The 25,836-nt window shown below is 62.6% G+C and carries 19 protein-coding genes, 3 rRNA genes and 1 pseudogene; 1 reads left to right on the top strand and 22 read right to left on the bottom strand.

Features of this window, described 5'->3' with window-relative positions; genetic code table 11:
* Positions 1-202: 202 nt before the first annotated feature.
* The 19 genes and pseudogenes from CAFEA_RS05475 to CAFEA_RS05385 form a co-directional block, all read right to left on the bottom strand.
* Positions 203-1,312, bottom strand: a complete 1,110-nt coding sequence (locus CAFEA_RS05475; protein ID WP_290183921.1) for an IS30 family transposase — start codon at positions 1,310-1,312, stop codon at positions 203-205.
* Between the two features lie 93 nt (positions 1,313-1,405).
* Positions 1,406-1,615: pseudogene (locus CAFEA_RS05470) on the bottom strand (transposase); the annotation flags it as partial.
* A gap of 632 nt (positions 1,616-2,247) precedes the next feature.
* Positions 2,248-2,365: ribosomal RNA gene (rrf, locus tag CAFEA_RS05465) — 5S ribosomal RNA — on the bottom strand.
* Positions 2,366-2,535: 170 nt separating this feature from the next.
* Positions 2,536-5,617, bottom strand: a 23S ribosomal RNA gene (locus CAFEA_RS05460).
* A gap of 390 nt (positions 5,618-6,007) precedes the next feature.
* Positions 6,008-7,524: ribosomal RNA gene (locus tag CAFEA_RS05455) — 16S ribosomal RNA — on the bottom strand.
* Together the 16S, 23S and 5S rRNA genes form the textbook arrangement of a ribosomal RNA operon.
* 625 nt (positions 7,525-8,149) lie before the next feature.
* Positions 8,150-9,412 (bottom strand): tyrosine--tRNA ligase, encoded by a 1,263-nt coding sequence (gene tyrS, locus CAFEA_RS05450; RefSeq protein WP_063937289.1) that lies wholly within the window; start codon positions 9,410-9,412, stop codon positions 8,150-8,152.
* 12 nt (positions 9,413-9,424) lie between these two features.
* Entirely contained in the window at positions 9,425-9,604 is a 180-nt protein-coding gene (locus CAFEA_RS05445; protein ID WP_063937290.1) for a Trm112 family protein, read from the bottom strand.
* A gap of 239 nt (positions 9,605-9,843) precedes the next feature.
* The gene (locus tag CAFEA_RS05440; RefSeq protein WP_063937292.1) at positions 9,844-10,506 is read right to left on the bottom strand and encodes a hypothetical protein; all 663 of its coding nucleotides are present in this window, start codon (positions 10,504-10,506) and stop codon (positions 9,844-9,846) included.
* Positions 10,507-10,784: 278 nt separating this feature from the next.
* Positions 10,785-12,221, bottom strand: a complete 1,437-nt coding sequence (gene argH, locus CAFEA_RS05435; RefSeq protein ID WP_063937503.1) for an argininosuccinate lyase — start codon at positions 12,219-12,221, stop codon at positions 10,785-10,787.
* 3 nt (positions 12,222-12,224) lie between these two features.
* Positions 12,225-13,439, bottom strand: a complete 1,215-nt coding sequence (locus CAFEA_RS05430; protein WP_063937293.1) for an argininosuccinate synthase — start codon at positions 13,437-13,439, stop codon at positions 12,225-12,227.
* A 90-nt stretch (positions 13,440-13,529) separates the two neighbouring features.
* Positions 13,530-14,027 (bottom strand): arginine repressor, encoded by a 498-nt coding sequence (locus tag CAFEA_RS05425; protein WP_034999923.1) that lies wholly within the window; start codon positions 14,025-14,027, stop codon positions 13,530-13,532.
* A complete protein-coding gene (gene argF / locus CAFEA_RS05420; RefSeq protein WP_063937294.1) occupies positions 14,024-14,992 on the bottom strand; it encodes an ornithine carbamoyltransferase in 969 nt (322 codons plus the stop codon). The genes CAFEA_RS05425 and argF overlap by 4 nt, the downstream gene beginning before the upstream one ends.
* Entirely contained in the window at positions 14,970-16,148 is a 1,179-nt protein-coding gene (locus CAFEA_RS05415) for an acetylornithine transaminase (protein WP_063937295.1), read from the bottom strand. The genes argF and CAFEA_RS05415 overlap by 23 nt, the downstream gene beginning before the upstream one ends.
* Complete coding sequence (gene argB, locus CAFEA_RS05410) at positions 16,145-17,080, bottom strand: acetylglutamate kinase (protein WP_394326886.1); 936 nt, start codon at positions 17,078-17,080, stop codon at positions 16,145-16,147. The genes CAFEA_RS05415 and argB overlap by 4 nt, the downstream gene beginning before the upstream one ends.
* 12 nt (positions 17,081-17,092) lie before the next feature.
* Entirely contained in the window at positions 17,093-18,253 is a 1,161-nt protein-coding gene (gene argJ, locus CAFEA_RS05405; protein WP_063937297.1) for a bifunctional glutamate N-acetyltransferase/amino-acid acetyltransferase ArgJ, read from the bottom strand.
* 55 nt (positions 18,254-18,308) lie between these two features.
* Positions 18,309-19,364 (bottom strand): N-acetyl-gamma-glutamyl-phosphate reductase, encoded by a 1,056-nt coding sequence (argC, locus tag CAFEA_RS05400; RefSeq protein ID WP_063937298.1) that lies wholly within the window; start codon positions 19,362-19,364, stop codon positions 18,309-18,311.
* Positions 19,365-19,417: 53 nt separating this feature from the next.
* The gene (gene pheT / locus CAFEA_RS05395) at positions 19,418-21,925 is read right to left on the bottom strand and encodes a phenylalanine--tRNA ligase subunit beta (RefSeq protein ID WP_063937299.1); all 2,508 of its coding nucleotides are present in this window, start codon (positions 21,923-21,925) and stop codon (positions 19,418-19,420) included.
* Positions 21,926-21,939: 14 nt separating this feature from the next.
* Positions 21,940-23,010, bottom strand: coding sequence for a phenylalanine--tRNA ligase subunit alpha (gene pheS, locus CAFEA_RS05390; RefSeq protein WP_238635432.1), 1,071 nt, complete (start codon positions 23,008-23,010; stop codon positions 21,940-21,942).
* Positions 23,011-23,144: 134 nt separating this feature from the next.
* On the bottom strand, positions 23,145-23,957 hold the full coding sequence (locus CAFEA_RS05385) for a TrmH family RNA methyltransferase (protein WP_063937300.1): 813 nt from the start codon (positions 23,955-23,957) through the stop codon (positions 23,145-23,147).
* A gap of 148 nt (positions 23,958-24,105) precedes the next feature.
* Between CAFEA_RS05385 and CAFEA_RS05380 the strand changes: the two genes are divergently transcribed.
* On the top strand, positions 24,106-24,426 hold the full coding sequence (locus CAFEA_RS05380) for a hypothetical protein (RefSeq protein ID WP_143313322.1): 321 nt from the start codon (positions 24,106-24,108) through the stop codon (positions 24,424-24,426).
* Between the two features lie 134 nt (positions 24,427-24,560).
* Here CAFEA_RS05380 and rplT read toward each other — a convergent pair whose 3' ends face one another.
* The 3 genes from rplT to infC are packed head-to-tail and all read right to left on the bottom strand — an operon-like array spanning position 24,561 to position 25,797.
* Positions 24,561-24,944, bottom strand: coding sequence for a 50S ribosomal protein L20 (rplT, locus tag CAFEA_RS05375; RefSeq protein ID WP_034999914.1), 384 nt, complete (start codon positions 24,942-24,944; stop codon positions 24,561-24,563).
* A 52-nt stretch (positions 24,945-24,996) separates the two neighbouring features.
* The gene (rpmI, locus tag CAFEA_RS05370) at positions 24,997-25,191 is read right to left on the bottom strand and encodes a 50S ribosomal protein L35 (protein WP_034999913.1); all 195 of its coding nucleotides are present in this window, start codon (positions 25,189-25,191) and stop codon (positions 24,997-24,999) included.
* A 33-nt stretch (positions 25,192-25,224) separates the two neighbouring features.
* Positions 25,225-25,797, bottom strand: coding sequence for a translation initiation factor IF-3 (gene infC / locus CAFEA_RS05365; protein ID WP_082855650.1), 573 nt, complete (start codon positions 25,795-25,797; stop codon positions 25,225-25,227).
* Positions 25,798-25,836 lie beyond the last annotated feature (39 nt).

Below are 25,836 nucleotides of genomic sequence, written 5' to 3'. Positions count from 1 at the left end.
TTCGACCGGTGTTTACCCAGATGGGAAATCGCCGGCGTTAACCTTTACGAGACCGCCAGCTACATTGTCCGTGGGTAGGCACCCATTGTTGGTGTTCCCGGTGTTGTCCGCAATGCGGAGTGTGGACCGTACCTGGGTTGTTGTGGGTGCGTTGTTGGTCGAGTAGTGGAGGTCGAGTCTGTCGGTGTATGCGGGGGCGGGATCAAGCGGTTAATGCGCCACGATTGAATATTTGCTGGAGTATCTCACGTGGGGTTGCTCCGCCGAGGACTTGTCGTGGTGTGTCGTTGAGTTCGTCTTGTACCCAGGCGACGTGCTCGGGGGTTACTTCGGCGAAGTCGGTGCCTTTCTTGTAGAACCGGCGGCGGATCTCACCGTTGGTGTTCTCGTTGGTCGGTCGCTGCCACGGCGCGTGCGGATCGCAAAAGTACACCTCGCAGCCGTCTTTGATGCGCACACTTGCGGTTTCAGCCATTTCCACGCCTTGATCCCAGGTGATGGTCTTGAGCTGTTCAGCGTTGAGGTCTTTGACCATCTGCTGGATCGTTGCAATCACCGTCATCGATGTGTGTTCGGTGGGCAGATGACCAAGCAGGGTGTAGCGGCTGGTGCGCTCCACCAGGGTAATCAGCGCGCTTTTGCCGCCGGTGCCGATAACAAGATCGCCTTCCCAGTGCCCGGGGATTGCCCGGTCGTCAGCCTCTGGGCTGCGCTTGGTGATTTCAGCACCTTTGATCCACGGCTTACCGGTGAGCACACCGGCATTACGGGGCCGAGCTTTTCGCCGCTTGCCGCCGCGGATGAGCACATCTTGGGTCTTCATCACCGCTTCAAGCTCGGCGCGCAAGCTGCCTTTGCCCTGGATGTACAAGGCACTGTAGATCGCTTCGTGGGAAATACGCATGCTTTCATCATCGGCGAAAGCATGCTGAAGCCACACACTGATGCGCCCGGGCGACCACCGGCGGGCAAGACACGTCACCACCACAGCACGAAGTGCCGGGTTGTCGTCGAGCTTGCGCACCTTCGGCCGGTGCGCACGCGCCTTGGCGCCCAGGCCGGCTTGCCGGGCGTTGTAGTACACCGTGGCCTCACCGTCTTCGCCGGGAACTTCCCACCCGTTGCGGGCGATTTCCCGGCTGATCACGCTATGGTGGCGCCCCAGAAGTGCTCCGATCTGCCTGGCTGACATTCCCTGGTTGCACCCATGTTGGATCGTCAGGCGGTCTTCATACGACAGTCGGACCCCGCGGCCGACTTTCACACGGTCCTCGGCATAGTCGGCAGGCGCGTGGCCTGCCTGTGTTTTCATTGGTGCTGGCACGGAATCAACTTTGCTGTGTGCAGGTGGTTTTACCGTGCAAGCCTCCGGCGTGTCCGCGCGCTGTGACGCATCACGGTTTCCGCCCGCCTTCTCCTGGCGTGCTTGCTGCACCCAGCGATACACCGAATTCGCAGACCGGTCGAACGCCGCCGCAACCTCGTCAACCGGCTCACCAGCCAGCACCCGTGCGACCGCGTCAGCTTTCTGCTGCGGGGTGATGCGGGGCTTTTGCTGCAGTTCGGTCAGCACACCGACTTTCGCCAACCGCTGGTACAACGCCCCTGGTGACATGCCTAACGTCGCAGCCGCATCCGGTACCGACATACCTGAAGCCACCAGCGCCACCGCCTCGTCGATGAGCTGGTCGCGTGCACGTGCCAACGCCTTCTTCGGCGGGAGCACGCCTGCTTGCTTGACCCATTCATAAACCGTGGCCTCTGCCACACCGGCCTCACGAGCAATCTCGCCGACATCATCGCCTGCAACAAGCCGCGCCACAGACGCAGCCTTCACATCCTTCGGAGTCCAACGACCAGCCACAACAACCTCCAAGTCGAGGTGGCGCATTCACCCACTGACAACTCCGGGCGTACTCGACGTCCGGTACTCGACTTTCGTCCCGCAGTAGGCATCGTCGTTGCTGCTGTCCCCGCGACCTATGTGGCCCCTAGTTGGCAGGTCGCGTCCCGCCGGGTGATTTCGCCCCGGGGATTTCATGGGTGTGCGCCAATGATGGGTGCCGTCGTGGTTGTCCGCAAAGCGGAGTGAGGCCCGGGCACGGAATTGGTTGGTGTGCACCAATGATGGGTGCCACTGTGGTTGTCCGCAATGCGGAGTCTAGCCAGGTGGGTTCGGGCCAGGCATAGCAAAGCACCCGCCGCACCATCAGTGTTGGTGCGGCGGGTGCTTGTGTGAAGTTGTTGGGTCGGCGGTAACCTACTCTCCCACTCCCTCCCGGGAGCAGTACCATCGGCGCGGGCGGGCTTAGCTTCCGGGTTCGGAATGGGACCGGGCGTTTCCCCGCCGCCATCAACCACCGACACACCTATAGGGGCATGTACGGCTGATCAACAATTCAGCGTTATGCAATTATGTTGGCCATCCCGGTGCAAACCGGGTTGGTGTGTTGTGTCAGTGACTGCACAGTGGGCGCAAGCAAAACGTTTCTTCGTGTTTCTTCGCGGTGTTTACACCATCAAACGTATTGTTTGGTGTTGGTGTTTATTGGTGTATTAGTACCGGTCGCCTCCACACATTGCTGTGCTTCCAGGTCCGGCCTATCAACCCAGTAGTCTCCTGGGAACCTCAAATGAAACCTCATCTTAAAACAGGCTTCCCGCTTAGATGCTTTCAGCGGTTATCCCTCCCGTACGTAGCCAACCAGCCGTGCTCCTGGCGGAACAACTGGCACACTAGAGGTACGTCCGTCCCGGTCCTCTCGTACTAGGGACAGCCTTCTTCAAGTTTCAACGCGCGCGGCGGATAGAGACCGAACTGTCTCACGACGTTCTGAACCCAGCTCGCGTGCCGCTTTAATGGGCGAACAGCCCAACCCTTGGGACCTACTCCAGCCCCAGGATGCGACGAGCCGACATCGAGGTGCCAAACCATCCCGTCGATATGGACTCTTGGGGAAGATCAGCCTGTTATCCCCGGGGTACCTTTTATCCGTTGAGCGACACCACATCCACAAGTAGGTGCCGGATCACTAGTCCCGACTTTCGTCCCTGCTCGACTTGCAAGTCTCGCAGTCAAGCTCCCTTGTGCACTTACACTCTACACACCTGATTGCCAACCAGGCTGAGGGAACCTTTGGGCGCCTCCGTTACATTTTGGGAGGCAACCGCCCCAGTTAAACTACCCACCAGGCACTGTCCCCAACCCAGATCATGGGCCAAGGTTAGATATCCACTACGGTCAGAGTGGTATTTCAACAACGACTCCACACACACTGGCGTGCATGCATCAACGTCTCCCACCTATCCTACACAAACCGCACCGAATGCCAATACCAAGCTATAGTGAAGGTCCCGGGGTCTTTTCGTCCTGCCGCGCGAAACGAGCATCTTTACTCGTACTGCAATTTCACCGGGCCTGTGGTTGAGACAGCAGGGGAGTCGTTACGCCATTCGTGCAGGTCGGAACTTACCCGACAAGGAATTTCGCTACCTTAGGATGGTTATAGTTACCACCGCCGTTTACTGGGGCTTAAATTCTCCGCTTCGGACAATGTCCTAACGGGTCCTCTTAACCTTCCAGCACCGGGCAGGCGTCAGTCCGTATACATCAACTTAACCGTCTTCGCACGGACCTGTGTTTTTGATAAACAGTCGCTCCCCTCTCCTCTCTGCGACCCCAACCAGCTCAACACGAATGTGTGTCACCGGTTGTGGTCCCCCTTCTCCCGAAGTTACGGGGGCATTTTGCCGAGTTCCTTAACCACAGTTCACCCGCTCGCCTTAGTATTTTCTACCTGACCACCTGTGTCGGTTATGGGTACGGGCCGTACATGCACATCGCTAGAGGCTTTTCTCGGCAGTACAGGATCACCAACATCACCCACATAAGGGCTACGCATCACGCCTCACACTCATGACAACCGGATTTGACCAATGTTGTCGTGCCACACGCTTGCACCGCAATCCAATAAGCGGCTTAGCTACCTCACTGCGTCACCCCATCACTGACCTACCACGGATCAGGCCCCACGCATCACCACCAACCAACCATCCCCGAAGGGATGGCAACGATCGGCAGATCAGGGTGGTTAGTCTCACCGCTTCGATACTGGGCGCGCACATACGGGTACGGGAATATCAACCCGTTAACCATCGACTACGCCTGTCGGCCTCGCCTTAGGACCCGACTCACCCTGGGAAGACGAACTTGACCCAGGAACCCTTAGTCATCCGGCGGGCAAGATTCTCACTTGCCATTCGTTACTCATGCCTGCATTCTCACTCGCATGCAGTCCACCGCTCCTTCCGATACGGCTTCACCCCACACACGACGCTCCCCTACCCAAACAAAAAAGTTTGCCGCGGCTTCGGCGGTGTGCTTGAGCCCCACTGAATTGTCGGCGCGGAACCACTCGACCAGTGAGCTATTACGCACTCTTTCAAGGATGGCTGCTTCTAAGCCAACCTCCTGGCTGTCTTCGCGATCCCACATCCTTTTCCACTTAGCACACCCTTAGGGGCCTTAACCGGCGATCTGGGCTGTTTCCCTCTCGACTATGAAGCTTATCCCCCACAGTCTCACTGCAATGCACCACTTCAACCGGTATTCGGAGTTTGGCTGACGTCGCTAAGATGATAGTCCCGCTCAACCAACCAGTAGCTCTACCTCCGGCAAGCTCACATCACGCTGCACCTAAATGCATTTCGGGGAGAACCAGCTATCACGGAGTTTGATTGGCCTTTCACCCCTACCCACAACTCATCCCCTCAGTTTTCAACCTAAGTGGGTTCGCGCCTCCACAACCTCTTACAGCTGCTTCACACTGGCCATGGGTAGATCACCCCGCTTCGGGTCCAGGACATGCCACTTGCCACCCTATTCGGATTCGCTTTCGCTACGACTACCCCACACAAACGGGTTAACCTCGCGACATGCCGCTGACTCGCAGGCTCATTCTTCAAAAGGCACGCCATCACACACAAAAACATGCTCTGACGGATTGTAAGCGCATGGTTTCAGGAACTCTTTCACTCCCCTCCCGGGGTACTTTTCACCATTCCCTCACGGTACTTCATCCACTATCGGTCACACTGAGTATTTAGGCTTACCGGGTGGTCCCGGCAGATTCACAGCAGATTCCACGAGCCCGCTGCTACTCGGGAACACAAACAACACAACCACACACACCTTCACGTACAGGACTATTCACCTACTCCGGCGCACCATCCCAGATGCTTCCGCTGATGCATGCAAATTGCGCTTGCAGTCGGCAGCCTGCAACATTTGCGCCCCACAACACCGCACACGCAACCCCTGCCAGGTATCACACGCACACGGTTTAGCCTCATCCGCTATCGCTCGCCACTACACACGGAATCACAATTGTTTTCTTCTCCTACGGGTACTGAGATGTTTCACTTCCCCGCGTCAACCCCCACACAGACTATGAATTCACCTGCGGGTAACACCACACAACCGGTGCTGGGTTTCCCCATTCGGACATCCTCGGATCAACGCTTTGTTGGCAACTCCCCGAGGCATAACGCAGCCTCACACGTCCTTCATCGGCTCAGCATGCCAAGGCATCCACCATACGCCCGTAACAAAACACACGGACACACAAACAAACAGGTATAAACACCAAAACACAAAAAAGAAAGATACTCGCGTCCACTATACAGTTCTCACACAACACAACCCCACACACAACCAACCACAACACTGCAGCCGTGTACGCAGGGCCCAACAGGAACAACCAATGCTGCCCCAGACACCCAACAGTGCACCAACGAAAAACCCTTTTGTCACGCAATATGGTGTATCCACCAACCCAACACCACGCAGCACACACCCCAACCAGGCACCACCATCACCACCTTCTTCGGTGACACGGCGACCTACGGGTATGCCTCCACCCGGCAAAAACAACACAGTGGCAGTCACACACTCGGCGACTCAACCACACACCCACAACTGTGGGCACACAAAATAAAAGCTCCTTAGAAAGGAGGTGATCCAGCCGCACCTTCCGGTACGGCTACCTTGTTACGACTTCGTCCCAATCGCCGATCCCACCTTCGACAGCTCCCTTTAACAGGCCACTGGCTTCGGGTGTTACCAACTTTCATGACGTGACGGGCGGTGTGTACAAGGCCCGGGAACGTATTCACCGCAGCGTTGCTGATCTGCGATTACTAGCGACTCCGACTTCATGGGGTCGAGTTGCAGACCCCAATCCGAACTACGACCGGCTTTCAGCGATTAGCACACCCTCACAGGCTCGCAAACGCGTTGTACCGACCATTGTAGCATGTGTGAAGCCCTGGACATAAGGGGCATGATGATTTGACGTCATCCCCACCTTCCTCCGAGTTAACCCCGGCAGTCTCTCACGAGTCCCCAACCGAATTGCTGGCAACATAAGACAAGGGTTGCGCTCGTTGCGGGACTTAACCCAACATCTCACGACACGAGCTGACGACAACCATGCACCACCTGTACACCAACCACAAAGGGAAACCGTATCTCTACGGCGATCTGGTGTATGTCAAGCCCAGGTAAGGTTCTTCGCGTTGCATCGAATTAATCCACATGCTCCGCCGCTTGTGCGGGCCCCCGTCAATTCCTTTGAGTTTTAGCCTTGCGGCCGTACTCCCCAGGCGGGGCGCTTAATGCGTTAGCTACGGCACGAACCCCGTGGAAGGGACTCACACCTAGCGCCCACCGTTTACGGCATGGACTACCAGGGTATCTAATCCTGTTCGCTACCCATGCTTTCGCTCCTCAGCGTCAGTTACTGCCCAGAGACCTGCCTTCGCCATCGGTGTTCCTCCTGATATCTGCGCATTCCACCGCTACACCAGGAATTCCAGTCTCCCCTACAGCACTCAAGTTATGCCCGTATCGCCTGCAGTCCCGCAGTTAAGCTGCGGGCTTACACAAACGACGCGACAAACCACCTACGAGCTCTTTACGCCCAGTAATTCCGGACAACGCTCGCACCCTACGTATTACCGCGGCTGCTGGCACGTAGTTAGCCGGTGCTTCTTCTCCAGGTACCGTCACAAATACGCTTCGTCCCTAGCGAAAGGAGTTTACAACCCGAAGGCCGTCATCCCCCACGCGGCGTCGCTGCATCAGGCTTGCGCCCATTGTGCAATATTCCCCACTGCTGCCTCCCGTAGGAGTCTGGGCCGTATCTCAGTCCCAATGTGGCCGTACACCCTCTCAGGCCGGCTACCCGTCGACGCCTTGGTAGGCCATTACCCCACCAACAAGCTGATAGGCCGCGAGCTCATCCCACACCGAAAAACTTTCCACCACACCATCCAAAATGTGGTCCTATCCGGTATTAGACCCAGTTTCCCAGGCTTATCCCGAAGTGCAGGGCAGATCACCCACGTGTTACTCACCCGTTCGCCACTCGAGTACCAGTGCAAGCACTGGCCTTTCCGTTCGACTTGCATGTGTTAAGCACGCCGCCAGCGTTCATCCTGAGCCAGGATCAAACTCTCCACAAAATATGTTTCAGCAGAAACAGGCCGTGAAAAGCCCAATACCCAACCAAAAACAAACCAACCAACACCCAAACAGGCGCCGGACTGGCAAAAATCCAAAAATTACAAGGTTCAACAACCGACCCCAACCCGACGGGGCAAAACAGGGGTCGGCCAAAAATACGTGAAACATGTTCAACCACACCCCACGCACACTATGAACCAAAAAAGATGACGCGATCCATCATTGGAATTCAACCACGCCACCACCGGCACACACCCAAAAAGGCGTCCACCACACAGTGCACAAAAAGAGACAGGCAAACACACCCACGCAACAAAAGTACATTGGCACACTATCGAGTTCTCAAACAACACCAGCACACCCACCAACCAGAACCAAACACGGCCCCAGCCGGAAAAAGCGGCTTCGTCAGAAGCTACACAACCAACCAACCACAAGTCAAACTCACGTTAAACCCCGGTTAACCAGAACGTAACCCCTATTCAAATTAACTCGTCCCTCCCAACCGGCCGAACCGCTCGGAAGCAACGGAGGGAAATATAACCACGAACGCAAACACAACACAAAACGCCCAGGCCAGAGGGTAAAACTGGCCTGGCCGATAGCTCGTCGTAAAGCTGGGTGCTACACGCGCTTCGCGCCCGCGAAGTTCTTCTTGCCGCGCCGCAGCACGAGCCAGGAACCGTGGAGGAAGTCGTCCTCGGTGGGCGCCCACGCCTCGTCTTCGATGCGGACGTTGTTCACGTACGCGCCGCCCTCCTTGATGGAGCGGCGGGCGGCGCCCTTGGAATCCGCCAGCCCGGCACCGACGAGTAGATCCACGATGGTGGTTTCGCCGGAGAACTCGAAGACGTCGGTCTCGGAAACGGAGGCGGCAAGAGTCGCCTCATCCAGATCCGAAAGCTCCGCGCGACCGAACAACGCCTGGGAGGCGAGCTCGACGGCCTCGCGCGCTTTCACGCCGTGGACCAGATCCGTCATCTCCTGGGCAAGGCGGCGCTGCGCCTCGCGCTTGAAGGGACGCTCCGCAACCTCCACCTCGAGGCGGGCGAGTTCCTCCTGGTCCAGGAAGGTGAACCAGCGCAGGTAACGGATCACGTCGGCGTCCGCGGTGTTCACGAAGTACTGGTACCAGGTGTACGGGCTGGTCATCTCCGGGTCGAGCCACAGCGATCCGCCGCCTGTGGACTTGCCAAACTTCTTGCCCTCGGAGTCGGTGACCAGCGGAACGGTCAGCGCGTGGGTCTGTGCGCCGTCGATGCGGCGGTTCAGGTCTACGCCAGCAACGAGGTTGCCCCACTGGTCGCCGCCGCCGATCTGCAGGATGCAATCGTGCTCGCGGCGCAGCTGCACAAAGTCGTTGGCCTGCAGCAACATGTAGGAGAACTCGGTGTAGGAGATGCCGTCGTTTTCCAGGCGACGCTTCACCGTCTCGCGTCCAAGCATTGTGGACAGGGAGAAGTGCTTGCCAATGTCGCGCAGGAACTCGATCACGCCGAGATCCTTGGTCCAGTCGTTGTTGTTGACCAGCTTTGCTGCGTTGTCGCCGTCGAAATGCACGAAGCGCTGAAGCTGGCCGGAGATGCGCCCCGCCCAGTCCTTAACGGTGTCCGCGGAGTTCATGGAGCGCTCCCCCACGTCGCGCGGATCGCCGATCATGCCCGTGGCGCCGCCGGCGAGCACGATTGGGGTGTGGCCAGCCTCCTGAAAGCGCCGCAGCATCAACAGCGGCACGAGGTGGCCGGCGTGCAGCGACGGACCCGTCGGGTCGAAGCCGCAGTACAGGGTGATCGGCGTTTCGGTTGCCTCGCGCAAGTTATCCAGGTCGGTGGACTGGTTGATCAGGCCGCGCCAGGTCAGCTCATCAATGATGTTGGTGGAAGTCATGGTCGCTTTCTTCTAGTTCGCTGGGGTGTAGGGCTCTGCTTCGTCGATGAGCAGAACCGGGATGCCGTCATCAATACGATAGGCAATTCCGAGGCGTTCGTTGACCAAGAGCTGCTGTTCTTGGTTATATTCCAGCGGGCCCTTGTCCTTGGGGCACGCGAGGACGCTGAGAAGCTTCGGATCCAGACTCATGGTTTCGGATCGTACCCGTCGCCACCGTGGTAGCTGTCGTCGAGTCCGGGCAACTCGCCGAGCTCCTCTCGTAAAAACTGCGCCTGGGAGTCCATCGCCCGCAGGTTGTCGTCCAATATGCCCTGCCGCACCCGTCCTGCCGCGCGCGTAAGCGTGGTCAAAGAGTCCACAACCACCCACACCGCAGAGGCGTCGCGGTACTGCGGAGCATCGAGATACGTGTCGACGACCTCCGGGTATTACACCTTCACCACATCCCATATCGTTTGGCGGTGCTCCGGGGTGGGTTCCAAATGCTCCCACTCGGAGAGCACAAACCGGACAGTGTCTTCGAGCGCACGCGCCTGGGCCATCACCTGGCGCGGCGGACGGGCACCGCCGAGGCGCTTGGACGTCTCCCGCAGCGAGCGGTCTAGCACCACCGGTGTGGGCTCCGCCGGAAAGCCGACGTCGTCCCTGCGCTCCGGGTCACGCTCGGCCACCTCCCACGCCAGAAGCGACAGGTACATCGCCGCAGAGTTAGAGGTGCGGATGTCCGTGGAGCGGATCTGCACATTGCGTGGCGACGGGTACGCCTCACCCAGGTCCCGCCAACGCTTGCCGGAGCGGGCCAAGTCCATGTACTTGTTCACATCCAGGGTGTAGGCGCCGTTTTCTTCCCTGACCACGCCTTCTGCGACGAGGAGGTCAGCGATCGGCTTCCAGCTCGCCACCGCCATCGGCGTGAAGAACGGGAAGTCCACGGAGTAGCCGCTGCCCTGCTCGCGCACCTTCTGCGTCGCCGGCGCCGAGGACGGGAAGACGAAGTCCTGCTCCGCAATGTCCGTGGTGGTGGCGATCTGGCGCGAGCCGGCGGTGGTGACGCTGACGCTATACCCCAGCTCCTCCAGCCGGGCCACCACGTCGGGATCTTCGAAGTAGGCCCGCTTTTCCTAGCCGATCACGCCGTGCAGCTGCGTCAGCTTGCCGCCGGGCCCGCCGGTTGTTTCCCCCTCATCCCCGTCGCCGAAGGGCAGCAGCCCCCCGACCCAGCGCGACGGCGGCGATGACCACCCCAACTAAAATGACGCCAAGCACCACGGAGACTTTCCGTCCCCGGGGCTTGGCGTCATGGCTGCTCGGCACATTCATGCCTCACATGCTAAATGGCCGGGCCGAGATGCGCGCCACAATCGAACAACTATTGCGAGCGCACCGGTGTTTTCGCCCACTCGCGCGCAGCCTTGTTCGCCTCGCGCACACGCTCGCGCTGCTCCTCCACTCGCGGGCGCGCGGTGCCGCCGCGGGTGTCGCGGGATGCCACCGCACCGTCAACGGTGAGCACCTCCCGGACCTCCGGAAGCAGTCGCTTATCGACGCTTTGCAGTTCCTCATCCGTCAGGTCGACCAGATCCACGCCGCGGGACTCCGCGATGCGCACGCAGGCACCGGACGCCTCGTGGGCCTCGCGGAACGGCACGCCCTGGCGCACCATCCACTCGGCCAGATCCGTCGCCAGCGTGAACCCTGCCGGGGCCAGCTCGCGCATACGGTCTTCGTGGAACGTCAGGGTGGACACCAGGCCGGTAAACGCCGGCAAGAGAATGGACAGCTGGGTCACCGAATCCACCAGCGGCTCCTTGTCCTCCTGCAGGTCGCGGTTGTACGCCAGCGGCATCGCTTTCAGCGTGGACAGAAGGCCGGTGAGGTTGCCAATCAAGCGGCCAGCCTTGCCGCGGGCGAGCTCCGGCACGTCCGGGTTCTTCTTCTGCGGCATGATCGATGAGCCTGTGGACCACGCGTCGTGCAGCGTGACGTAGCCGAACTCCGGGGTGGACCAGGCGATGATCTCCTCGGCGAAGCGGGAGACGTCGATGGCGATCTGGGCCAGCACGTAGGCGGACTCGGCGGCGAAATCGCGCGAGGCGGTGCCGTCGAGCGAGTTGTCCGTGGCGGAATCGAAGCCGAGCTCTGCGGCGATCGCCTCCGGATCCAGGTGCAGCGAGGAACCCGCCAGCGCACCGGAGCCGTACGGCGAGACCGCCAGCCGCTTGTCCGCGTCCTGGATGCGCTCTAAGTCGCGTAGCAGCGGCTGGGCATGCGCCAGGAGCGAGTGCGCCAGCAGGATCGGCTGCGCGGCCTGGAAGTGGGTCTTGCCGGGCATGATCGCGTCCGGGTGGGCCTCGGCCTGCTCGACGATTGCGTCGACCAGGTCCGAGACGTCCTGGGCCACACCACGCAGTGCGTCGCGCAGCCACATGCGGAACATCGCCGCAACCTGGTCGTTGCGGGACCGGCCCGCGCGCAGGCGTCCGCCTATCTCGGGTCCGACGCGTTCGATCAGGCCCCGCTCCATCGCGCCGTGCACGTCTTCGTCCGTGGGCAGCGGGCCGAACGAGCCGTCGGCGACGTCGCGTCCAAGCTGGTCGAGGCCGTCGAGCATGACCGCGAGGTTGTCGTCGCTAAGCAAACCTGCCTTGTTGAGCACCTTCGCGTGCGCCTTGGACGCGAGCACGTCGTAGGGTGCGAGCACCCAGTCGAAGTGGGTGGACACGGACAGGGCGAACATCGCCTCAGAGGGGCCGCCGGAGAAACGGCCGCCCCACAGTGCGCCCTCATTGGTCTTGTGCTGCTGCATCAACTACTTCTCCTGGTCGGCGCCAGCGGCACGATCGCGCTTGTTGGCGATCTGGGAGGACAGACCGTGCAGGCGCACAAAGCCCTTGGCCAGGGTCTGGTCGAAGGAATCGCCGGTGTCGTAGGTGGCCAGGTTGAAGTCGTACAGGGAGTGGTTGGAGCGGCGGCCGTTGACGGTGCAGGTGCCGGCGTGCAGCACCATGCGGATGTCGCCGGTGACGTGCTCCTGGGTGGACTCGATGAACGCGTCCAGGGAGCGCTTCAGCGGGCCGAACCAGAGGCCGTCGTAGACCTCCTCAGACCAGCGGGCGTCGATGAGGCGCTTGTAGCGGGCCAGCTCGCGCTCGACCGTGACGTCTTCAAGCGCCTTGTGCGCGGTGATCAGCGCAACAGCACCCGGTGCTTCGTAGACCTCGCGGGACTTGATGCCCACCAGGCGGTCCTCCACCATGTCCAGGCGGCCGATGCCCTGGGCGCCGGCGCGACGGTTCATCTCCTCGATGGCCTCGAGGACGGTGACCTTGCGGCCGTCGATAGCCACCGGCTTACCGGCCTCGAAGGAGATGATCACCTCGTCCGGGGCGTTGCCCAGCGCCGGATCCTCCGTGTAGGCGTAGAGGTCCTTTGTCGGCGGGTTCCACAGGTCCTCCAGGAAGCCGGTCTCGACTGCGCGGCCCCAGACGTTCTGGTCGATGGAGAACGGAGACGCGGCGGACTGCTCAATCGGCAGGTCCTTGCCCTCGGCGTACTCGATAGCCTTGTCGCGGGTCCAGGCGTAGTCGCGGGCCGGGGCGATGATCTCCAAGTCCGGGTCCTGGTTGAGGAAGCCGACCTCGAAGCGGACCTGGTCGTTGCCCTTGCCGGTGCAGCCGTGGGCGACGTGGGTGCCGCCGTACTTGTGGCCGGCCTCCACCAAGTGCTTGACAATCAGCGGGCGGGAAATGGCGGAGACCAGCGGGTATTCGCCCTGGTACATGCCGTTGGCTTTGATGGTGGGCAGGCAGTATTCCTCAGCGAACTCGTCCTTGGCATCCACCACGATGGACTCCACAGCGCCGCAGTCCAGCGCGCGCTGGCGAACGGACTCCATGTCCTCGCCGCCCTGCCCCAGGTCCAGAGAGACGGCGATGACCTCGCCGTCGGTCATCTCGGCGAGGTAAGGGATGGCGACAGAGGTGTCCAGGCCGCCCGAGTACGCGAGCACAACGCGGTTAGTCATAGTGAAAGATCTCCTTCGAAGTCCAGGATGATTCAGAGTTATTCAGTATTATACAGTGTACGTAAAATTATGCGATCGGTGTGGCGATGTCTACTCGCCGACGCTTTCTTTCAGCCCGAACAGCTGCTGCGCCAGCTCTTTTCCGGTGAGTGGCTCGCGCCCGACCACGAAGACCGTGTCGTCGCCAGCGATGGAGCCGACCACTTGGTCGAGCCCCACGCGGTCGATATAGCTGGCCAGGTACTGGGCCGCCCCGGGTGGCGTGCGCGCCACGGCGATCTGCCCGGAGTAGTCGACGGAGACGACCAGCTCCTCGATCATGCGACGCAGCTTTTCGCGCGGGCCGGAGTGCGCCGTTTCCAGCGAGTCCGCCTCCGAGCCCACGGTGTAGTAGGCGCGGCCGCCCGCACGGGGGCGCACCTTCTTCGCGCCGAGCTCGTCCAGGTCGCGCGAGAGGGTGGCTTGGGTGATGTCGATGCCCTCGTCCAGCAGCAGCTCGGACAGCTGCACCTGGGAGGACACGCGGGTTGATTCGAGCAGCTCGAGGATTCTCGCCTGCCGCGCGGTGCGGGATACAGGTTGGGTCATACTTGGTGCTCCAATAGCCAGGCCAGCAGCGCCTTTTGGGCGTGCAGGCGGTTTTCCGCTTCATCGAAGACGCGCGATTGCGGCCCGTCGATGACCTCCGCGGCGACTTCGCTCCCGCGGTACGCGGGAAGGCAATGCAAGAATATTGCATCCTCGGCCGCGCGCGACATCAGGGCAGCATCCACCTGGTACGGCAAAAACGGGGTGCGACGGTCCTTGCTGTCCTCCTCCATGCCCATGGATACCCACGTGTCCGTGATGACCACCTGCGCGCCCTCCGCAGCGGCGATATCGGAGGTCAATGCCACTGCAGCACCGGTTTCCTCACCGCGGCGCCGTGCGCGGGCAACGAATTCTTCGCGCGGCTGGAAGCCTTCCGGCGCGATGACGGTGATGTCCACGCCGGCAGTGGCAAAACCGATGAGGTAGGAGTTTGCCATGTTGTTGTCGCCGTCTCCCAGGTAGACGGCCTTCAGCCCCTTCAACCCCGCCGGGCCCTGGTCCGGGCAGAAGTTTTCCACCACCGTTTGCAGGTCGGCGAGGATCTGGCACGGGTGCAGGTCGTCGGACAGGGCGTTGATGATTGGCACGGTGGCGGTTTCCGCCATTTCCCGCAGGTTGTTGTGGGAGTATGTGCGCCACACAATCGCCTCGACAAACCGTGAAAGCACCGCGCCGGTGTCCTGGTAGTTCTCCTTCGTGCCCATCTGCGAGTTGCCGCTTTCGGTGACAATCGCGTGTCCGCCGAGCTGCGCGATGCCGGCGTCGAAGGAGTAGCGCGTGCGGGTAGACGTCTTGTCGAACAGCACGGCGACGGATTTCGGCCCTTCCAGCGGCCGGCGCGAGAAGGGGTCGCGCTTCAGCTCCGCGGCAAGCGCGAGCACCTCGGCTTGCTCGTTGGGTGTCAGATCGTCGTCTGACAGGAAGTGTCTGACCATCGGTCTAGCTCCTTTCTTTCGCTGCATCGATTGCGCGGGCGAGGCGCTTCATCGCCTCAGCAATTTCATCGTCGGTAATCACCAGGGGCGGTGTCAGGCGGATGACGTCGCTGCCCGGTGCGTTCAAAATCAGGCCTTCTTCAAGCCCATGCTTGACGACGAGCTTCGCCACCGCCTCATCCAGCACCACCCCGAGCATCAGCCCGCGCCCGCGGACCTGGGCGACACCAGGGACCTGCGAAGCGGCGCTGATAAGCAGTTGCCCCTTACGGCGAACTTCCGCGAGGAAGGCTTCGTCGATAACGCCCAGCACTGCTTTTGCTGCAGCACAAGCCACCGGGTTGCCGCCGAAGGTGGTGCCGTGCGAGCCCGGGGTAAAAAGCGTCGCCGCCCTGCCGCGGGCGATGGTCGCTCCGATGGGCAGTCCGCCGCCCAAGCCTTTCGCCATGGTGATCACGTCCGGCGCGATGCCGTCGTGTTGGAAGGCGAAGAAGTCGCCGGTGCGGCCGACGCCGGTTTGCACCTCGTCGGTGATGAAGAGGATCCCGTGGGCGTCGCAAATCTCGCGCACCTTTGTGAGAAAGCCCTCCGGTGCGGGGATGACTCCCGTTTCGCCCTGGATGGGCTCCAGGATGATCGCGGCGGTGTTGCCCGGGTCTTGCTGCACCAGTGCTTCCAGCGCCTCGATGTCGCCGTAGGTGAAGAATTCCACGCCTGCCGGCATCGGCTCGAACGGGGCCCGCTTATCCGGCTGGCCGGTCAGCGCCAGCGAGCCCATGGTGCGGCCGTGGAAGCCGCGCTCCGCGGCGAGGATGCGGCGGCGGCCGGTCAGACGTGCCAGCTTGAAGGCGGCCTCGTTGGCCTCGGCGCCGGAGTTGCAGAAAAATACCCGCGCAGTGTCGTCGCCAACCCGGGCGCGCAGCGCTTCGGCGACCTCCACCACCGGCTGGGAGCCGAAGAGGTTGGACACGTGCCCCAAGCGCGCCACCTGCGCGCTGACGGCGTCCACTATCGCCGGATGCGCGTGGCCGAGCGCGTTGACGGCAATGCCTGCGAGCATGTCGATGTAGGTGTTGCCGTCCGCGTCAGTGACGGTGGCGCCTTCGCCGGAGACAAGCTCCACGGGCGGCGTCGGGTAGGTATCTAACAGCGCGGAAGTCCAGCGCGACGAAAACTCACTCATGCATCGTCCTTTCTAAAGATCGTGCCGTCCGGGTAGTGCGCTCGGTCGTAATCGTCCGGCAGCACCATGGTGCCAACGCCTCCCATGGTCAGAAGCTCCAGCAGCACAGAGTGCGCCACGCGGCCGTCGATGACGTGCGCTGCCTTCACCCCACCCTTGACCGCGTTGAGACAGGCCTCCATCTTGGGGATCATGCCGGTGTCTAAGCCAGGGAGCATCTTGGCCAGCTCCCCCGCCTCGATCTTGGACAGCAGCGAGTCCTTGTTCGGCCAGTCCGTGTACAGCCCTTCAACATTGGTGAGCACCACGAGGCGCTCGGCACCGATTGCGGCGGCGAGCGCGCCGGCGGCTTCGTCAGCGTTGATGTTGTAGACCTCGCCGTTTTCCCCCGGGGCGATTCCGGAGACCACCGGGATTCGGCCGGCCTCGATGATGTCCATCACCGCTTCCGGGTTCACATCCGTGATTGTGCCCACCAGGCCAATGTCCTGCGGCTCGCCGTCGACTACCACCTTGCGCTGCTTCGCAGTAAACAACCCGGCGTCCTCGCCCGACGTGCCTACTGCGTAGGGCCCGTGCGAGTTGATCTTGCCCAAAAGGTCCCGGCCCACCTGGCCGAAGAGCACCATACGCACCACGTCCAGGATCTCCGGAGTAGTCACGCGGAACCCGCCGATGAACTCTCCGCCGTCCAAGCCCAGGCGGGCGAGCATCTGGGTGATCTGCGGACCGCCTCCGTGCACCACCACGGGTTTCGCGCCCACGGTGCGCAGGAACACCATGTCGGCGGCGAACGCGGCCTTTAAGTCCTCATCGATCATGGCGTTGCCGCCGTATTTGACCACGACAATCTTGTCGCGGTAGTGCTGCAGCCACGGCAGCGCCTCCGCCAGCACGGTGGCGCGCTGTTCGTTGGACAAATTCGGCATCATCTCGCGCACTCCTTAGCTGGTGTAGGCCGAGTTGATCTCAACGTAGGCGTGCGACAAGTCCGTCGTGCGCACCGTCGCGCGGCCCTCGCCGCCAGTGCCCAGGTCCACCACAACCGCGATGTCCGCACCACTTAGGTCCACGTCTCGCGCGCCGGGGGCACCGGTGGAGTATTCGCAGACGGTGTGCCCGTTGAAGGTCACCGAGATGTTGTCCGCGTCCATTTCCGCGTCAGCCATGCCGACGGCGGCAAGCACGCGGCCCCAGTTCGGGTCCGAACCGAACATGGCGGTCTTGACCAGGCTGTCGCGCCCGATGGCGCGCGCGGCATCCAGCGCTTGCTCGTCGTCCGCGGCGCCTTCGACGGTGATGCTCACCCGTTTGGTCACGCCCTCGGCGTCGGACTGCATCATCCCGGCTAGCTGCGCGCATGCTTCGTGTACCGCAGCGTCCAGCTCGTCCTGGTCCGGGGCCACCCCGCTTGCACCGCTAGCCATCGCGATAACGGTGTCGTTGGTGGAGGTGGAGCCGTCGATGTCCAGGGTGTTGAAGGTGGTTGAGTTGGCGCGCTCTAGCGCTGTCTGCAGCGCCTGGGCATCTACCTTCGCGTCGGTGGTCAGGCACACCAGCATCGTCGCCAGCGACGGCGCCATCATGCCGGCACCTTTACCCATGCCTCCGACAGTCCAGCCGTCGCCCTTGACCAAGACTTCCTTGGCGATGGTGTCGGTGGTGCGGATGGCATCGGCGGCGTCTGCCCCGTGGTCGCCGAGCTGCGTGACGACGGCTGCGATGCCGCTTTCCACCTTTTCCATCGGCAGCAGATCGCCGATGATGCCGGTCGAACAAACAGCGACTTGCGTGGGCTCCGCGCCCACACCTTCGGCCGTGAGTTGCTGCATAATTTGCGCGTCATGCAGCCCCTGCTCTCCAGTGCAGGCGTTGGCGTTGCCGGAGTTAAACACCACCGCTTTCAGCTCGCCTGCGGCCACGGCCGCGCGGCTGACCTTCACGGGCGCGGCGAAGACCTTGTTGCGGGTGAATACGGCGGCGGCGGCGAACTCGGGGCCTTCGCTGACCACGACGGCGATGTCCGGGCTGCCGGATGCTTTCAGGCCCGCGCCTGTGGCGGCGGCGGAAAAGCCTTGAGGTGCGGTGACTCCAAGAGCACTCATGATGGAGGGATCCTTTCGGGAAATGAGGAAGCTAGTTTGGGGGTCTCGTCGGCGGTTACGGAGCCACCGCGGCTCGCGACAGACCCGCCCCCTCCTCGAACCCGAGCGCGAGGTTCATGCACTGCACCGCCGCTCCCCCGGTGCCCTTGGTCAGGTTGTCAATGGCGCTGGTGACAACAAGCTTGCTGGCTGCCTGGTCCACCTCAACCTGGACGTGGCACATGTTGGAACCCACCACGTGCTGCGTTTGCGGCTGCTGGCCGGCGGGCAGCAGGTGCACGAACGGTTCCTCGGCGTAGGCGCTTTCGTAGGCAGCGCGCACCGTCTCCACGTCCGTGCCCTGCGCCAGCGGCGCGGTGACGGTGGTGAGGATCCCGCGCGGCAGCGGCGCGAGCACGGGGGTGAAACTTACCGCGACCTGGCCGCCCGCGACTTCCTCGAGGTTTTGCGCGATTTCTGGAGTGTGCCTGTGTGCGCCTGCGACGCTGTATGCCTTCAGCGAGCCCATCGTCTCGGCGCCGAGCATGTCCACCTTGGCCTTTTTGCCGGCCCCGGAAACGCCGGTGACGGCCACAACCGTCAGGTCCGGCTCGACCAACCCAGCCTGCACCGCCGGCCATGCGGCGAGCGTGGCACCCGTGGGAAAGCACCCGGGGACAGCGATGCGCGTTGCCTTTGCGACGTCCTCACGGTGCCCCGGCAACTCCGGCAGACCGTAGGGCCAGGAGCCTGCGTGTTCCGAGCCGTAATAGGCACGCCACGCCCTAGCGTCGCGCAAGCGGAAGTCGGCCGCGCAGTCGATGACCATGACGTCCTCGCCCAGTGCGGCGCCGATGGCAGCGGAGTGGCCGTGCGGGAGCCCCAAAAAGACCACGTCGTGGCCGGAAAGCACCTCGACGGTCGTCTCTTCAATGATCCGGTCTGCAAGCTCCGGCAGATGCGGCATGAGCTCGCCGACGCTCTGGCCGGCGCTGGACGCCCCGGTGAGCGCGCCGATCTTTAGCCTCCCCGCGAGATACGCCGGGTGGCCCAGCAGCAGGCGGAGAATCTCACCGCCCGCATAGCCCGTGGCCCCCGCGACCGCTACTTTGACAACCTTGCTTTCTGACATGGCCGTCAGTGTAACAGTTATGCAGTCGCGTGGAAGTTATTCACGGAAGAAATTTAGCCACGCATTTCCGCGCCGTAGCGCTCCTTGGCCAACTCGGCCGCCTTCAGACGCGCCTCGGAGGCATCCTCCTCGGTCAGCGTGCGGTCCGGGGCGCGGAACGCCAGGCCGAATGCGAGCGACTTCTTGCCCTCGCCGAGGCTCTCGGAACGGTAGACGTCGAAAAGCGTGACTGCCTCGACGAGCTCGCCCGCGCCTTCCTCGACGGCTCGGCGCACATCCTCGGCTGCCACAGCCTCGTCGACGACCAGGGCGATGTCCTGGTTGAGCAGCGGGAACGCCGACAGCCGGGGTGCCGGCAGGCGCTCTGCCAGCGGGATCGCGGTCAGATCGATCTCCATCGCGCAGGTGCGCGCCGGCAGATTCAGCTTTTCAAGGATCTGCGGGTGCAGCTCGCCGGCGTGGCCGACAACCTCACCGTCGACTTGCAGCTCAGCGCAGCGGCCTGGGTGCCACGGCAGGTACTCGGCCGCCTGGACGTCCAGCTCAACACCGCAGACACGGGCAACGAGCTGGGCTGCCTCGATGGCGTCCGACCACTCGTAGGCGCGGCCGGCGCCCCACGGGCCTTCCAGCTCCGTGTTGCCCAGTGCCACGGTCGCGGCGTGGAGGTGCTGCTTCGGCAGCGACTCGACGAGCTCCGCGACGACCTCATCCGCCGGGCGCTCGGACACGTCCGGCAGCGGCGAGACATCAGCGCGCTTTTCCGAGGTCTGCGCCACGGAGTAGATCGCCAAATCACCGCGACCGCGCGCGACGTTTCGGCCGGCGGCCTCCAGCATCGGCGGCAGCAGCGTAGTGCCCAGGATGCTGTAGTCCGCATCCAACGGGTTCTGCACCTTGACGGTGTTGCGGCGCGGATCCTCTGCGTCCAGGCCCCAGGTGTCGAAGGTGTCGTTGGCGATAAACGGCGTAGGGATGATCTCCGCGTAGCCGGAGTACGCCAGCGCGTGGGTCACCGCACGACGGCGGCGCTGCAGCGGGCTCAAACCACGGCCTCCACGGGGCGTGGGCAGGATCGACGGGATGTCGTCCAGCCCCTCCAGGCGCACGACCTCTTCGACCAGCTCCACCGGCACGGTGATGTCGGTGCGCCAAGTCGGCGGGGTGACCTGAAGCTCGTCGCCGTCGCCAGCGACCTCGCAGCCGACCTCCTGCAGGCGGCGGACCACGGTCTCGCGCGCGTAATCCACACCGATCAGCTCAGCCGGCCGCGCGGCGCGCATCGCAATGGCGTCACGCTTCTCGACGTCACCGACCAGCGTCCTGCCCGCATGAATCGTGCCGCCAGCGATCTCCACCAGCAGCGCGCACGCGATGTCCAGGGCGTTTTCCACCAGCTGCGGGTCCACGCCGCGCTCGAATCGGCGCGACGCCTCTGAGCTCAGCTTCAGCCGGCGCGCAGTGCGCGCCACGGTCAGCGGATCCCAGGTTGCGGCCTCGAAGTGGACGTTGACCGTTTCGTCCGAAATCTCGGAGGTGGTCCCACCCATGACGCCAGCGAGCGACTGAATGCCGTTGTCGTCGCTGATCACCACGTCTTCAGCGGTCAAGGTGCGCTCGACGTGGTCGAGCGTTTCAAACTTCTCGCCGTCGGCGGCGTTGTGCACACGCAGTCCGCCGGCAATTCTGTCGGCGTCGAAGGCGTGCATCGGCTGGCCGGTAAGCAGCATGACGTAGTTGGTCACGTCCGTTGCGGCGTTGACCGAGCGCACGCCGGCGAGCATGAGCTCGCGCTGCATCCAGAACGGTGCCGTCGCGTTCGCATCGATGCCTGCGACAGTGCGCACGCCGAAACGCTTCGCCTTGGTGGATTCCTCCACGGTCACCGGGATGGTCTCACCTGCCGGGGCTGGAACACCAGAGAGGTCGATGCCGGCGATCGCGGGATTCTGCGCCACGTCTGCGAACTCGAGGTCGAAGGCGGAGGCGATCTCGCGGGTTAGGCCGCGGGCGGACAGGGCGTAGCCGCGGTCCGGGGTGACGTTGACCTCAAAGACGGTGTCGTCCGAGCCCAGAATCTCGCGCGCGTCCTGGCCGGGGGTGGCGGAGCCGTCGTGAAGCGTGATGATGCCCTCGCTCTTTGCGGCGAGCCCAAGCTCAGCCGCAGACGCCATCATGCCGGCGGAGATGTGGTCGTAGGTCTTACGCGCCGAGATCTCGAATCCGCCCGGCAGCACCGCGCCCGGAAGCGACACGACGACCAGGTCGCCCTGCTTAAAGTTGCGGGCACCACAGATGATGCCCTGCGGCTCGCCGGTGCCATTGGCCTGGCCCACGTCCACCTGGCAGTAGCGGATCGGCTTCTTAAAACCGGTCAGCTCCTCAATCTCGGCGACGCGGCCGATGACCAGCGGGCCGGTGACTTCTGGAAGCGGTTCGTAGCCCTCTGTTTCGAAGCCGACGCGCACGAAGCCCGCGTCGAGCTCCTCGTCGGTGGGATTGAAGTCCTTGTTACCTGCGTTCTGCAGCAGGCGGACGATCCAATTTTTGGAAATGAGCATTATCAGTGTCTCCTTTACGCCTGCACGCCGAACGGGATGGTGAAACGGACGTCGCCTTCGACCATGTCGCGCATGTCCGACAGGCCATTGCGGAACTGCAGGGTGCGCTCCAAGCCCATGCCGAATGCGAAGCCGGAGTAGACCTCCGGGTCGATGCCGACGGCACGGAGCACGTTCGGGTTGACCATGCCGCAGCCGCCCCACTCGATCCAGCCCGCGCCGCCTTTCTTGTTGGGGAACCACACGTCCACCTCTGCGGACGGCTCGGTGAACGGGAAGTAGTTCGTGCGCATGCGCGTCTTCGTCTCCGGTCCGAACAGCACCTTGGCCAGGTGGTCGAGGGTGCCGCGCAGGTGCGCCATGGTCAGACCCTTGTCCACGGCCAAACCCTCCACCTGGTGGAACACCGGGGTGTGGGTGGCGTCTAGCTCGTCGGTGCGGAACACGCGCCCTGGGCATGCGATGTAGATGGGCACGTCGCGCTCAAGCATGGTGCGCACCTGCACCGGCGACGTGTGGGTGCGCATGACCTGCTTCGAGTCCTCCTCGCCGATGTAGAAAGTGTCCTGCAGCGTGCGGGCCGGGTGGTCCGGGATGAAGTTCAGCGCGTCGAAGTTGAAGTACTCCGCTTCCACCTCCGGGCCTTCCGCAACTTCCCAGCCCATGCCGATGAAGATGTCCGCGATGTGCTCGGACAGCGTGGTGATCGGGTGCATCGCGCCAGCCTGCGTGCGGGAGGTGGGCAGGGTGACGTCCACCTTCTCCTCGCGCAGCTGACGCTCGCGGTGCTCCGCCTCGCGCTGCACGCGCAACTGGGCGTAGGCCTTTTCTGCGCGGCCGCGGGCCATGTTCACGAACCGGCCGGCATCTTTGCGCTGATCCTTCGGCAGCGTCCCGAGTGCACGGCGGGCCTGCAGGATCGGGGCCTTCTCCCCCAGGTGCGCGCGGTGCGCCTCCTCCAGCGCAGCGAGGTCCTCGGCCGCCTCAAAGGCAGCGATCGCCTCGTCCGCCGCCTTGTTCAGGGCGTCCTCGGTCAGTTCAATTTCCGGAGTTGGGTTTGCGTTGTCGGCCACGCTTGTGTTCACCCGCACCTTTCCACAAGTGCGCTGCGCTGTTCATACAGACCGCAGCAGTGTCGGTTCAAAAGCGTCCACTACTCTACCTATCGTTCGACACAGCGCCCGCGCGAGGGCGGGCGCGCAAAATCTATCAGTCGCAGCTATTCCTCAGAGAGCGTCTTCGACGACTCCCACAGGCAGATACTCGCTGCGGTGGCCAGGTTCAGCGACTCCGCGCTGCCCTGGATGGGGATGGAAACGCGGTGGTCGGCGGCCGCGAGGATGTCGTCGCTAAGCCCATGCGCCTCGTTGCCGAACAGCCACGCAGTTGGCTGCGCGAGCGTCTCCCCCGGGGCCGCCAGGTTCACCTCGCCGTTCATGGTGGTGGCGAAGGTGGACAGCCCGGCGTCTTCGAGCTGCCCGATGACGCGACGCACGTCGCGGTCGCGCGCCACGGGGATGTGAAACAGCGTGCCCGCGGTCGATCGCACCACCTTCGGCGACTCTGGGTCCACGGTGTCGCCCGCAAAAATTACCGCGTCTGCGCCCACGGCGTCTGCAATGCGGATGATGGTGCCAGCGTTGCCAGGGTCGTTGGTTTCCACGCACACCGCCACCAGCTTCGGACGGCCCTTCATGATCTTCGGCACGGTCCACAGCACCGGGCGGCACACGGCGAAGATGCCGGTCGAGGTCACCGCGTCCGCGAGCGCATCCGCAGCTTTGTCCGTGATCGCGTGCGTGTACACATCCATGTAGCCCGCCGCCCGCACGATTTCCTCGAAGCGCTCGGCGGCATCTTCGGTGACAAAAAGGTCGGTTGCCGCCCCCGTTGCCACGGCGGCTTCCACAGCGTTTTCGCCTTCCGCTAAGAAAGCCTTCGCTTTACGACGAGCTTGCGCCCTCTTTAACTTCCCCGCATTAACCACACGCGGAGTGCGTTCTGTGAACGGCTGCTGGAAATCCAATGGCATAGCTCCAGACTACGTTGCGGGCGCTACGCTGTTAGCCGTACCTACGTTTCAGGAGCTCGTGAGCGCCCGCCTTCTTTCACCGGCGGCGCGCCCTTGGCGCATCGGTTTTGCGCTCGCAGTTCTCCTTTTCGCTCTTGGGCTGCTAACTATGCTCGGGGCTCCTATTGCCGTTGAGTGGTCCCGATTTGTGGTGGCGCTCTACGCGGTCTTTCTCATCTTCGCCGCGTTCTTCGCCCCGGTCACCGCCGGGTTGGGATACGGCTTTCTGCTGCAATTTTCCGCGATAGCACCCGAGTACCGCACCGTCGTGTACAAGGTGAAGGACTACTTCCTACCGGTGGTCACCATCTCCACCACGAACCTTTCCGACGAGGCAATCCCGCTGCAGCAGGATCTCTCACGCACCCAGACCATCTCCGCTTCCGTGAACGGCTCCAAGAAGGCCATCGAGAACGAGGGCATCTTCTAAAACAGCCCCAACAACCACGAATGGCGTGCCCACCCCCGTGGTGGGTGCGCCTTTTCGTTACCACGCACGAAAAAGCTCCCGCCCGTCCCGATTGTTCGGGGGTGGGCGGGAGCTTCGTCGTTAAGCGAAAGTGCTTATGCAGCCTTCGGAGCGTTGACGTCCTCCGGCAGCGCGTTCTTCGCAACCTCGCACAGAGCAGAGAATGCAGCGAAGTCGCTGACAGCCAGCTCGGCCAGGATCTTGCGGTCGACCTCGACCTCGGCCAGCTTCAGGCCGTGGATGAGGCGGTTGTAGGTGATGTCGTTCATGCGGGCAGCGGCGTTGATGCGCTGGATCCACAGCTTGCGGAACTCGCTCTTACGCTTGCGGCGGTCGCGGTACGCGTAGGTCTGGGAGTGCAGCCACTGCTCCTTCGCCTTGCGGTACAGGCGGGATCGCTGGCCGCGGTAGCCCTTCGCAGACTTGAGGATTGCGCGGCGCTTCTTCTTAGCATTGACTGAACGCTTCACACGTGCCATGAGTCAAACTTCCTTTTCTTTTCTCGTAATCGGTTGATTGAACGGGCAGTGCTTAGGACATGCCGAGGAGGCGCTTTGCGCGCTTGACGTCAGCCTTAGCGACGTCGGTGGAGCCGGACAGCTTGCGACGGCGCTTCGAGGAGAGCTTCTCGTTCAGGTGGCGCTTACCAGCCTGCTCGCGGCGCAGCTTGCCCTTGCCGTTGACCTTGATGCGCTTTGCGGTGCCCTTGTGGGTCTTCTGCTTCATGGTGAAAGCCCTTCAGAGTGTCGATTGTTGGAACTACTTTTTGCCCTTGCGAGCCGGTCCGAAGACCATCGTCATGTTTCGGCCATCCTGCTTCGGACGGGACTCGACAACGCCGAGCTCCCCGATGTCCTCAGCCAGACGCTCCAGCAGGCGGTACCCCAGCTCGGGGCGGGCCTGCTCGCGGCCGCGGAACATGATGGTGACCTTGACCTTGTTGCCCTTCTCCAGGAAGCGCTCAACATTGCCCTTCTTGGTCTGGTAGTCGTGCTCATCAATCTTGGGGCGGAACTTCTGTTCCTTGACCACGGTCTGCTGCTGGTTCTTGCGGGCCTCGCGGGCCTTCTGATCCTGCTCGTACTTGAACTTGCCGTAGTCCATGATCTTGGCCACGGGCGGCTTGGCCTTCGGGGCTACCTCAACCAGGTCGAGGTCCGCCTCGTACGCCAGCTTGCGGGCGTCGTCCGTGCGGACGATGCCCACCTGCTCGCCGGACGGGCCGACGAGGCGAACTTCAGGGACGCGGATTCGTTCATTGATCCGAGCTTCAGCGCTGATGAGAACTCCTAGAGACTTAAAGAAACAATGCGTGCCGCACTTGAACCGCAATCAGACTCATCCCACGCGAAAAACCCGCTCACCCTGACG

This window comes from Corynebacterium afermentans subsp. afermentans (assembly GCF_030408355.1).
In the GTDB taxonomy this organism is placed as follows: domain Bacteria; phylum Actinomycetota; class Actinomycetes; order Mycobacteriales; family Mycobacteriaceae; genus Corynebacterium; species Corynebacterium afermentans.
The sequence above is the reverse complement of the archived record's forward strand: the minus strand, read 5'-3'. Positions and strand labels throughout refer to the sequence as shown.